The sequence below is a fragment of the Hafnia alvei genome, assembly GCF_900095695.1.
Lineage (GTDB): Bacteria > Pseudomonadota > Gammaproteobacteria > Enterobacterales > Enterobacteriaceae > Hafnia > Hafnia alvei_B.
Window position 1 is genome coordinate 72,005 of the sequence record NZ_FMIQ01000072.1, and the last position, 10,368, is coordinate 82,372.

General features: G+C 53.1%; 11 protein-coding genes. 4 read left to right on the plus strand and 7 right to left on the minus strand.

From position 1 onward, the window contains the following. The first annotated feature begins 57 nt into the window (after positions 1–57). The 4 genes from BN1044_RS19950 (at position 58) to flgL (ending at position 5,435) form a co-directional block, all read left to right on the plus strand. Positions 58–1,179: a flagellar basal body P-ring protein FlgI gene (locus tag BN1044_RS19950; RefSeq protein ID WP_072310152.1), complete on the plus strand. Its 1,122-nt coding sequence runs from the start codon at positions 58–60 to the stop codon at positions 1,177–1,179. After that, positions 1,179–2,117: a flagellar assembly peptidoglycan hydrolase FlgJ gene (flgJ, locus tag BN1044_RS19955; RefSeq protein ID WP_040044572.1), complete on the plus strand. Its 939-nt coding sequence runs from the start codon at positions 1,179–1,181 to the stop codon at positions 2,115–2,117. Before BN1044_RS19950 ends, flgJ begins: the two co-directional genes overlap by 1 nt. A 636-nt stretch (positions 2,118–2,753) precedes the next feature. Beyond that, positions 2,754–4,439, plus strand: coding sequence for a flagellar hook-associated protein FlgK (gene flgK / locus BN1044_RS19965; protein ID WP_072310143.1), 1,686 nt, complete (start codon positions 2,754–2,756; stop codon positions 4,437–4,439). Positions 4,440–4,454: 15 nt separating this feature from the next. Further along, the gene (flgL, locus tag BN1044_RS19970; RefSeq protein ID WP_072310144.1) at positions 4,455–5,435 is read left to right on the plus strand and encodes a flagellar hook-associated protein FlgL; all 981 of its coding nucleotides are present in this window, start codon (positions 4,455–4,457) and stop codon (positions 5,433–5,435) included. A 304-nt stretch (positions 5,436–5,739) separates the two neighbouring features. On the opposite strand, the gene fliR is transcribed toward flgL, so the two are convergent. The 7 genes from fliR to fliL are packed head-to-tail and all read right to left on the minus strand — an operon-like array spanning position 5,740 to position 9,892. Next, a complete protein-coding gene (gene fliR, locus BN1044_RS19975) occupies positions 5,740–6,525 on the minus strand; it encodes a flagellar biosynthetic protein FliR (protein ID WP_072310145.1) in 786 nt (261 codons plus the stop codon). A gap of 8 nt (positions 6,526–6,533) precedes the next feature. Next, positions 6,534–6,803, minus strand: a complete 270-nt coding sequence (fliQ, locus tag BN1044_RS19980; RefSeq protein ID WP_008813840.1) for a flagellar biosynthesis protein FliQ — start codon at positions 6,801–6,803, stop codon at positions 6,534–6,536. Positions 6,804–6,828: 25 nt separating this feature from the next. Then, on the minus strand, positions 6,829–7,575 hold the full coding sequence (gene fliP / locus BN1044_RS19985; RefSeq protein WP_072310146.1) for a flagellar type III secretion system pore protein FliP: 747 nt from the start codon (positions 7,573–7,575) through the stop codon (positions 6,829–6,831). Then, the gene (fliO, locus tag BN1044_RS19990; protein ID WP_072310147.1) at positions 7,575–7,976 is read right to left on the minus strand and encodes a flagellar biosynthetic protein FliO; all 402 of its coding nucleotides are present in this window, start codon (positions 7,974–7,976) and stop codon (positions 7,575–7,577) included. Before fliO ends, fliP begins: the two co-directional genes overlap by 1 nt. Then, positions 7,976–8,401, minus strand: coding sequence for a flagellar motor switch protein FliN (fliN, locus tag BN1044_RS19995; protein ID WP_025802268.1), 426 nt, complete (start codon positions 8,399–8,401; stop codon positions 7,976–7,978). The genes fliO and fliN overlap by 1 nt, the downstream gene beginning before the upstream one ends. Then, a complete protein-coding gene (gene fliM, locus BN1044_RS20000) occupies positions 8,394–9,407 on the minus strand; it encodes a flagellar motor switch protein FliM (RefSeq protein ID WP_072310148.1) in 1,014 nt (337 codons plus the stop codon). Before fliM ends, fliN begins: the two co-directional genes overlap by 8 nt. Positions 9,408–9,412: 5 nt before the next feature. Further along, the gene (fliL, locus tag BN1044_RS20005) at positions 9,413–9,892 is read right to left on the minus strand and encodes a flagellar basal body-associated protein FliL (protein WP_072310149.1); all 480 of its coding nucleotides are present in this window, start codon (positions 9,890–9,892) and stop codon (positions 9,413–9,415) included. Positions 9,893–10,368: the final 476 nt, after the last annotated feature.

Genomic DNA, 10,368 nt, shown 5'->3' on the forward strand with positions numbered 1-10,368 from the left:
GACCCTATGTTGATAAGGAATGGTTTTATAAAAATGAGCTTACTGAAATATGGCTCTATGCGTGCGGCATACCAGACAAAAACGCTATTGGTTGGGTTGATAGTGTGTCTTGGCCTCGCCGCACAAAGCGCGAGCGCCGAGCGTATTCGTGATCTCACGACCGTTCAGGGCGTACGTGATAACGCCCTTATCGGCTATGGGTTGGTCGTTGGGTTAGATGGTTCGGGTGACCAAACCATGCAAACTCCGTTTACTACCCAAAGCCTGAATAACATGCTGTCACAGCTGGGAATTACCGTGCCGGCGGGGACCAACATGCAGCTCAAAAACGTGGCGGCGGTGATGGTGACCGCCAAGCTGCCCGCGTTTTCGCGTGCGGGGCAAAACATTGACGTCGTCGTTTCTTCGATGGGTAATGCGAAAAGCCTGCGCGGCGGTACGTTGCTGATGACGCCGATGAAAGGGGTTGATAATCAGGTTTATGCGCTTGCGCAGGGCAACGTCTTAGTTGGCGGAGCCGGAGCCTCGGCGGGCGGCAGCAGCGTACAGGTGAACCAGCTGGCGGGGGGGCGTATTACCGGTGGTGCCACTATTGAACGTGAAATTGCCAGCACCTTTGGTAACAGCAATATCATCAATCTTCAGCTTAATGACGAAGATTTCAGTCTGGCACAGCGGATCAGCGATTCGATTAACCGTTTTGGCGGAATGGGGTCGGCTACGCCGTTAGATGCCCGTACCGTGCAGGTTTTGGTGCCGCAGGGCAGCAGTAATCAGGTGCGGGCGCTGGCGAATATTCAGAACATTGAAGTTTCTGTCGGCAGCTTTGACGCCAAGGTTATCGTTAACTCGCGTACCGGTTCGGTGGTCATGAACCGTAACGTTGAGCTGGATTCCTGTGCCGTTGCGCAGGGGAATTTGTCGGTGGTGGTGGATCGTCAAAACACCGTCAGCCAGCCCAATACTCCGTTTGGCGGTGGGCAAACCGTGGTAACGCCAAATACGCAGATTTCGGTTCAGCAGGGACAGGGCTCGCTTCAGCAGGTTCGCTCTAGCGCCAACCTCAACAGCGTGGTTCGCACATTGAACGCGTTGGGCGCAACGCCTAACGATCTGATGTCGATTTTGCAAGCCATGCAAAGTGCCGGTTGTTTACGTGCCAAATTGGAAATTATCTGATGAATGATAGCTTCTCTCTAGGAAGTGCGGCGTATGACGCGCAGGCGCTAAACCAGCTCAAACGCCATACGGCTGCGGGGTCGGATCAAGCGATTCGTGAAACCGCTAAGCAGATGGAAGGGATGTTCGTGCAAATGATGCTGAAAAGCATGCGTGCGGCCTTGCCTCAGGATGGGGAGCTAAGCACCGAACAAACCAAGCTGTATACGTCGATGTATGACCAGCAGATCGCGCAGGAGATGTCGGGCAGCTTAGGCATTGCCGATATGCTGGTTCAGCAGCTTTCCGGCAGTAAAACAACTATTCCAGACAGCGTGGGAAGCACCCCGATGGCGCTGGATGGCGAGACTATCCAAAGTATGCCGGTTCGGGCGCTCGAGCAGGTGATGCGCCGAGCGATGCCGCGTATTCCGCAGAATGGTTCACCGATGCCAACCAACAACGGGGAGTTTGTCACCCAGTTAAGCGGTGCGGCACGGGTCGCCAGCCAGCAAAGCGGGATACCACATCAGCTGATTGTGGCGCAGGCCGCGCTGGAGTCCGGCTGGGGGCAGCGTGAAATTCCTACGCCGGATGGCTCGCGCAGCTACAACCTGTTTGGGATTAAAGCAGGGAAAAGCTGGGACGGCCCAACCACGGAGATCGCCACCACCGAATATGAGAACGGGGCGGCGCACAAAGTGAAGGCCAAGTTCCGTGTTTATGGATCGTATCTGGAGGCGATCAGCGATTACGTTCAGCTGATTACCAATAATCCACGCTATGCCAACGTCGCCAATGCCAATACGCCAGAGCAGGCCGCGCACGCTTTGCAAAAAGCGGGCTACGCCACTGACCCGAACTACGCCAGCAAACTGGTGCAGGTGATAGGGCAGATTAAAAACGCCGGCGCACAGGCGGTGAAGGCTTATACCACGGATTTGGAGAAGTTGTTTTAGGGGCTGAGAGGTGATGGATTTCGTACCCCGGTCAGCATTTGAGTTCCCGTGGAGCCGTTGGTGTAGGCGTCCGACGAGAGGGTGCCAGCGCGCAACCTCTCGACTCTCGCGCTTTTTACCGAGTGGTTTGACCGACCGGTCTCGGAGCGCACGTCCCGTGCGCCCTCAACCTACCGCCAACATCCCTGTTGGCAGTTCTAAAATGAATTTCATTGAACACAAAAAGACGAACAATTTGTAAAGCTTAAGTCTTGGTAGGGAGAGCCGACACGACAGGGATGTCGTGGCGGAGTTTGGGACGCCCTGGATGGGCGATACCAAACCGGAGCGGAAATGGCGTTTCGAATAAAGCGCGCGGGTGTTGGGTGCGCGCGCTGGCGCACCCGACTCGGTCGCCTACGCCAGCGCTTTTATGCAAACACAAATACTGACCGGCGAACGAAACCTTACACCGCCGTTGCATACACGAAGGCGGCGGAATATCACACCGTTATTGATCACCATCGGTGGGAGGAAAAATCGTTAGAGGCGATGATTTTCCCCTCAAGTTTCCCTCCACCCCGCCGATAACAACTTCAACAACAAGAGCCTTGCCGCGTGATGACGTGAGGCTTTTTTAAGTTTAAAGGAACCCGAATGGCTAACTTAATCAACAGCGCAATGAGTGGACTAAGCGCCGCACAGACCGCGCTGAGCGTCGCGAGTAATAACTTGAGCAATGTTTACACCCAAGGCTATAACCGCCAAACCGTCAGCTTTGCACAGAGCGGCGGAACCAGCACGCCAACGGGCTTTATCGGTAACGGGGTTAACGTGAGCGGGATTAACCGCGAATATAACTCGTTTATCGTTAACCAACTGCGCCAAGGGCAGAGCGATTACGCCTCAACCACCGCGTATTACCAGCAGGTATCGCAAATTGATAACCTGTTGGCGGATAGCAACAACAGCCTGTCGGCGAATATGCAGGACTTCTTCTCTAACCTGCAAAATTTAGTCAGCAACCCTAGCGATCCGGCCGCGCGCCAAACCGTATTAGCCAAAGCTAACGGCTTGGTGAATCAGTTTAAAACCACAGATGAATATCTGAAGAATCTTGAAAGCAACGCCAACCTGACCGTCCGTAACAGCGTTGAACAGATCAATAATTACACCAAACAGATTGCCAGCCTTAACGATCAAATCTCACGCCTTACCGGCGCAAGCGGTGGCAACGCGCCAAACGATCTTCTCGACCTGCGCGATCAGATGGCTACTGAGCTCAATCAGATTGCGAATGTAGAAATCACCATGCAAGAGGGCTCAATGAGCGTCTCGTTTGCCGGTGGTTTATCGCTGGTACAGGGTGGAACTAGCTACAAGCTAGAAGCTATTCCGTCGAGCGCCAACCCTCAGCGCCTGACGGTTGGCTATAACCGCGGGTCAGGAGCGGCCAGCGAAGTGCCTGAAGGCCGCATCACCGGCGGTAGTCTGAGCGGCATATTGCAGTTCCGCAGCGGCGCGCTGGATAACGCGCGTAACCAGCTTGGGCAAATCGCGCTCTCTATGGCCGATAGCTTTAATAAAGTTCAGCAGGCCGGTGTCGATCTGAATGGCGATCTCACGACCAACGAGCCTTTCTTCACCATCGGTCAGCCTTCTTCTTACGCGAACAGCAATAATAACCAAGCGGCAGGTGCATCCATTTCGGCCACCTATACAGACATTAGCCAAACCAAGGCAACGGACTACCGTTTGGAATATGACAAAAATGGCCAGTGGCAGATAACGCGCCTTTCCGACAACAGCAAAATCACCAATTTAGCGCCTGATGCGAATGGCAAATTGAAATTTGATGGTTTGGAAGTGACGGTTGCGCCAGCCGCGTCAAAAAGCGATAGCTTCACGTTGAAAACCACCTCGAGCGCCGTACAGGGTTTTGGTGTGGCGATCACAGATGCCGCTAAAATCGGTGCGGGTACGCCGAAGTATGATGCAGGCGGCAACTTGGTGATTGATTCCACCGGCAAAGGTGATAACACCAACGCCCAGAAAATGCTGGATCTGCAAAAAGCGCAAACCGTGGGGGGCAAATCAACCTTCAACGAAGCCTATGCGGGTTTAGTTGGTACGGTGGGTAATCAAACCAACAGTGCAAAAGTGGATAGCACCGCACAGGGCAACGTGGTGAAACAGCTGACTCTGCAACAGCAGTCGGTTTCAGGTGTGAATCTTGATGAAGAGTACGGCAATCTGATGCGTTTCCAGCAGTATTATCAGGCAAATGCGCAGGTTATTCAGACGGCGACGACGCTATTTAGCGCTCTGCTTAATATTCGATAAGAAGGATGTTATTCCATGCGTCTTAGCACCAGCATGATGTACCAACAGAATATGGGTGGTATCACCGATGCACAGTCTGAATGGCAGCGCGTTGGCCAACAGCTTTCCAGCGGCAAGCGGGTGATCAACCCGTCAGACGATCCGCTAGCGGCATCGCAACTGGTGGGTTTAAAGCAAGCTCAGGCTCAAAACGACCAGTATACAATGGCGCGCGGCTATGCGCGTCAGGGTGTGTCGCTAGAAGAGAGCGTATTGCAGCAGGTGACCTCCTCCCTGCAAGACGCCACGCCGGTGTTGGTCGACGGTGCCTCTTCAGGCAGCAAAAGCGACGATGACCGCGCTTCTATTGCCAAACAGCTGGAAGGTATCCGCGATCAGCTACTGAATCTGGCCAACAGCACCGACGGCAATGGCCGCTACGTGTTTGCTGGTTTCAAAAATGATACTGCGCCTTTCGAGAAAGTGACCGATCCGGTGACCGGTAGCGTGACCGTGACTTATAAGGGCGGTGATACCGCCGTGACGCAAAAAGTTGATGCGGCGCGCGATATGACCATCAGCCACACCGGTTCAGATGTTTTCCAACAGGCTTCCAGCAATCCGGTAAAAGAACCCGATGGCTCGGTGAATAGCGATATCTTTAGCACCCTACAAAAGGCGATTGATGCGCTGAAAACGCCTATCGCCGGTGCGGATGAAACGGTGAAAAAGGGCGTGAGCGATGCGCTTGACTCAGCCAACCGCGGTCTGCGTAACTCCTTGAATAACGTCTCGCAGGTGCGTGCCGAGCTCGGAACTAACCTCAAAGAACTGGATTCCCTGGATGCGGTCGGCAGCGAGCGGGCGATGACCTACACCGGTCGTATTAGCCAAACGCAGGACGTAGATTGGTATCAAGCGATTTCAGACTACAGCCTGCGTCAGGTTTCGCTGCAGGCTTCGTATAAAGCGTTTACGGATATGCAGGGTATGTCTCTGTTCCAGATGATTCGCTAATCTCCGTCATACTTGGCGCAGCGCCTGTGTTGGCTGTGTACTCTTGCTGCCTTGCCGCAGCGCCAATGATTTAGACGGTATCCCTCCTGCTTGGTATAAACAAAAAGCCCCCGCTGGCAATAGTGTAATGCTGTTCACTTAAGCGTGATTTTAGGGGAAGTACACCGATGGGGTCGTAGCAGCTTTAGCTGCCGGAGCGCCCCGCGGTGTGCTAGCCCCGTGTATCTCGAACGCTTAAACGAACGTCATTACGCTAACAATAGCGGGGCTTTTTTATGCAAGCGAGTTACGCGCAGCGGTGAAATTACAACCCCTGCATGCCGCCGATCACTTGGGTTAAGCGCTCGAAAATTTCGCTAAAGAGATGCTCACTGAAGGGCACCAGCATCGGCATCATCAGGCTAAGCGAAAGCATGCCGATGGTGAGCGTGAGGGGGAAACCCACCACAAAAATAGAGAGCTGTGGCGTCATGCGATTGAGCAGCCCCAGCGCGGTGTTGAGCGCCAGAAGTAGGGTAATAAGGGGAAGCGCCAACATCAGCCCATTAATGAAAATCAGGCTACCGGCCTGAGCAAGCATCAAAAAACCGTTGCCGTTAAGCGGTTGTTCGCTGATGGGCAGGGTTTGAAAACTGTCTGCCAGAATTGAAATCATCCACAGATGACCGTTAAAACTAAGAAATAACAGCATGGTCAGCAGGTTAAGCAGGCGCGCCAAAATCGGCATGTTGGGGCCGCCGGAAGGGTCAAAGAACGTGGCAAATGAAAGCCCCATTTGCAAACCAATCACTTCACCCGCGAGGCGAACGGCGGCAAACGCAAACTGCATGGTTAAGCCGAGCGCGGCACCAATCAATATTTGCTGGGTAACCAGCCATAGACCACTAATGCTGACTACCGGCGTTGGATTGCTGCCTAAATTAGGCACCAGCAGAAAAGTAATTGCCATCGCCAAACCAACCTTGGTCTTTTTAGTGATGGCTTTTTCACTCAGCAGCGGTGCGGTGCTGATCAACGCCAGCATACGCACAAACGGCCAGAAATATTGCCCCAGCCATAAGGCCAGTTGGGAGGTATCAAATGAGATCATCGTGCGCGTTAGCCGATGATGGAGGGAATACTGGTGAAAAGGGTGCGCATGTAATCAAGTAACAGGCTGAGCATCCACGGCCCAGCAATGACCATGGTCGCGAATACGGCCAGAATTTTAGGAATAAACGACAGCGTCATTTCGTTAATCTGAGTGGCAGCCTGCAGCAAGCTGATCACCAAACCACTGATTAATGCAGCCAACAGCAACGGCGTTGCCAAAGCCAACCCCACTTTCATTGCCTGATAACCGAGCGCCATTACGGATTCTGGAGTCATATTTTTTACTCAGTGAGTGGGGCGGTTAACTGTAAAAACTCTGCGCTAGCGAGCCCAATAACAGCTGCCAACCATCGACTAAGACAAACAGCATTAATTTGAACGGCAGCGAAATGGTGGCCGGTGGAACCATCATCATCCCGAGCGCCATCAACACGCTGGCAACCACCAGGTCGATAATCAAAAAAGGAATGAAAATAGTGAAGCCAATCTGAAAGGCCGTTTTTAACTCGCTGGTGACATAAGCGGGCAGCAGAATGCGCATCGGTACGTCTTCTGGCCCCGACATCTGTGGCAAATTGGCTAATTTAGCGTACAGCGCCAGATCGGTTTCACGGGTTTGGCGCAGCATGAATTCGCGCAGCGGCTGGGCACCGCGATCCATGGCGACGTCCATGGTGATTTTGTCTTGGCTAAAAGGCTGATAGGCATCCTGATATATTTTATCAAACACCGGAGACATCACGAAAAAGGTGAGAAACAGCGCCAGCCCTAGCATCACCTGATTGGGTGGCGCCGACGGTGTGCCTAATGCGCTGCGTAATAATCCCAACACGATGATGATGCGGGTAAAGCTGGTCATCATCAGCAATGCGGCGGGCAAAAACGTTAACGAGGTGAGGAAAACCAGCGTTTGAACCGGCAACGACCAGTTTTGTCCGCCGTTTGCCAGCGGCTGTGAAATAATGCCGGGCAGCTGTGCCAGCGCCAGTGGGCTAGCCAGAAGTAATGTTACGGCACCAAGGCCAAGGATTAAACGCTGAGTGCGCATTAAGACTTATCTCCGCGCTTACCAAATTGTTGCTGTATCACCTGCTTGAAGATCTGGCTGAAGTCCTGTTTTTTCTCAACGGATTCATCTTCAGCAAGGGGAGCGGTGAAAGTATGCAGATGCGTGACGCTCTGGCTGGTGACGCCGAGCACCAAGCATTGATTATCCACTTCAACCACCACCACGCGTTCACGTGCGCCGAGCGAACAGCTTGCACGTACGTTGAGCATGCTGCTGCGGCTGTTTTTAGGCGCGAAACCTAAGCGTTTAACCAGCCAACCGATTATCAAAATCAGCAGCAGTATGGCGCCCAGCGTACTGCCAACCTGTGTCAGCACGCTGCCCGTTGCCACGGCGGGTGCCGCGGGAGCGCTGGTGGACGTTGAAGTGGCGGGGATCATCAGCGGCTCAGGCGACGCATGCGTTCAGACGGCGTAATGATGTCGGTGATACGGACGCCAAACTTATCGGCAACCACTACCACTTCACCTTGGGCAATCAGATAACCGTTAATCAGAATATCCAACGGTTCGCCGGCCAGACCGTCAAGCGCCACCACTGAACCCTGCGACAAACGCAGCAGCTCTTTGATCGTCATCTTGGTACGGCCTAGTTCCACCGTCAGTTTGACCGGAATATCTAAAATCAAATCGATATCGTGCAGATTGCCGGCCAACGGTGATGGATTATCAAGATTTTGGAAAATCTCATCCGCAGCATTTCCCGCCGAGGTATTTTCGGTGGTTTGCTGTTCGTTCATCGCTTCCGCCCACAGGTCGGCGGCGTCGTCATGACCTTCGGCAGACGGCTTGTTGACGTCACTCATTGGGCTGATCCTCGCTCAGAGCATTTAAAATAGGGTTGATTAATCGTTCTACGCGCAGTGCATATTGGCCGTTTTGGCTGCCGTATTGGCAGGTTAAAACCGGCACACCATCCACATTGGCGATAAGTTTTTCAGGTTTTTCAATCGGTAATACATCGCCAGGCTGAAGCTTAAGCACTTCCGACAGGCGTAAAGGAATATCAACAAAGTTGGCCACCAGCTCCAGCTCAGAGTGCTGAACCTGTGTGCTGAGCGTATCGCGCCAGTGCTGATCTTCTTGTTTCGAGTTCTCTAACGGTGGGTTAACCAGCAGCTCGCGCAGCGGCTCAATCATCGAGAAAGGAATACAGATATTAAACTCGCCGCTCAGCGCACCCACTTCAATCGTGAAAGGCGTTGTGACCACGATATCGTTAGGTGAGGTGGTGATATTGGTGAATTTCACCTGAATTTCAGAGCGAACGTATTCCACTTCCAGTTTATAAATGGCGCTCCACGCATCGCGATAGGCATCCAGCGCCAAGCGCAGCATGCGTTTAATCACGCGCTGTTCGGTATGGGTGAACTCACGGCCATCGACTTTAGTTGGGAAACGACCATCGCCACCAAACAGGTTATCCACCGCCATAAACACTAAGCTTGGCGCAAACACCATGAGCGCGGTGCCGCGTAACGGGTTGAGGTGAATAAGGTTGAGGTTGGTTGGCACCGGAAGGTTACGGGCGAACTCATGATAGGGCTGAATTTTAACCGCACCGACCGTGATATCAGGGCTACGGCGCAGCAGGTTAAACAGCCCCATACGAAACTGACGGGCAAAGCGCTCGTTGATAATTTCCAGTGCTTGCAGACGTTCACGTACCACCCGACGCTGAGTGGTCGGGTCGTAGGGGCGAACGTCGCTTTCGCTTCCCGCGAGCGGAACTTCGTTGTCAGGCTTTCCATTGTCGCTATCGCCGTTCAGCAACGCGTCAATTTCGGCCTGTGACAGAATGCTATCAGACATAGTGATTACCGCAGGATAAAGGCTGTAAACAACACGTCGCTAACGATCTGCTTTGGCTGACCGGGAGCAATTGGCGGCATGAGCACGGCTTTAATATCAGTCATTAACTGAGTTTTACCCTGTTCACTGGCTAGTGTGGCGGCGTGTTGGCGCGAAAGCAGCATCAGTAAACGGCTGCGCATTTCAGGCAGATAATCGTTCATACGTTTACGTGTGGCTTCATCGGGCAAACGCAGGGTTAAGCCGATGTAAAGCACACGATCGGCATCTTCGCCGTCGCTGATCAGGTTAACGGTGAAGGTATCGAGAGGCATAAATACCGGCATCGGCGGTGGAACCGGTTTGCTTTCGGCGAGGGTTTCTTGGTGCTGATAATATTTCCAGCCATAAAAACCGCCCCCCGCACCCGCAGCAATAAGAATTAACAGTATCCATACCCATTTGGCACGCCGCTTAGTGTTCTTGGGGAGTGTGGTTTCAGACATAAGGGGATGATTCCTGTTACGGTGCGAAGAAGCGCACATGAATTTTGCTTGTGCTGTCTATTATCCTTGCCTCGCGGGTGTTCAATGGGGGGAATAGAGGGTGAAAATGGGGTTAATTGTGGTGGATAGCTAATGCCTTGGGCAGTTGTTGTGCAATCTTGGGTATTTGCTCGACGGTGGAGATAGGGGAGTGCGGTGTAAGGTTTCGACCGCCTATCAATAACCGCTTTCATATGTAGCCCAGTCGAAGGCGTCCGATGAGAGCCCCGTTGCGCGGGGGCTCTCAACTCGCGCGCTTTTATCCGAGATGCCATCTCCGCTCCGGTTTGGTATCGCCCATCCAGGGCGCCCCAAACTCCGCCGGTACATCCCTGTACCGGCGGCTCTCCCTACCAAGACTTAAACTAAAAAACAGATAGAGTTGTTGTCTGTTGTCTGTTGTCTGTTGTCTGTTGTCTGTTGGGTTTGACCTTTAC

What these genes read in the sequence shown, in the direction of transcription:
- BN1044_RS19950 (WP_072310152.1), top strand. Translation starts at nt 58, where the DNA reads ATGCGTGCGGCATACCAGACAAAAACGCTATTGGTTGGGTTGATAGTG.
- flgJ (WP_040044572.1), top strand. Translation starts at nt 1,179, where the DNA reads ATGAATGATAGCTTCTCTCTAGGAAGTGCGGCGTATGACGCGCAGGCG.
- flgK (WP_072310143.1), top strand. Translation starts at nt 2,754, where the DNA reads ATGGCTAACTTAATCAACAGCGCAATGAGTGGACTAAGCGCCGCACAG.
- flgL (WP_072310144.1), top strand. Translation starts at nt 4,455, where the DNA reads ATGCGTCTTAGCACCAGCATGATGTACCAACAGAATATGGGTGGTATC.
- fliR (WP_072310145.1), bottom strand. Translation starts at nt 6,525, where the DNA reads ATGATCTCATTTGATACCTCCCAACTGGCCTTATGGCTGGGGCAATAT.
- fliQ (WP_008813840.1), bottom strand. Translation starts at nt 6,803, where the DNA reads ATGACTCCAGAATCCGTAATGGCGCTCGGTTATCAGGCAATGAAAGTG.
- fliP (WP_072310146.1), bottom strand. Translation starts at nt 7,575, where the DNA reads ATGCGCACTCAGCGTTTAATCCTTGGCCTTGGTGCCGTAACATTACTT.
- fliO (WP_072310147.1), bottom strand. Translation starts at nt 7,976, where the DNA reads ATGATCCCCGCCACTTCAACGTCCACCAGCGCTCCCGCGGCACCCGCC.
- fliN (WP_025802268.1), bottom strand. Translation starts at nt 8,401, where the DNA reads ATGAGTGACGTCAACAAGCCGTCTGCCGAAGGTCATGACGACGCCGCC.
- fliM (WP_072310148.1), bottom strand. Translation starts at nt 9,407, where the DNA reads ATGTCTGATAGCATTCTGTCACAGGCCGAAATTGACGCGTTGCTGAAC.
- fliL (WP_072310149.1), bottom strand. Translation starts at nt 9,892, where the DNA reads ATGTCTGAAACCACACTCCCCAAGAACACTAAGCGGCGTGCCAAATGG.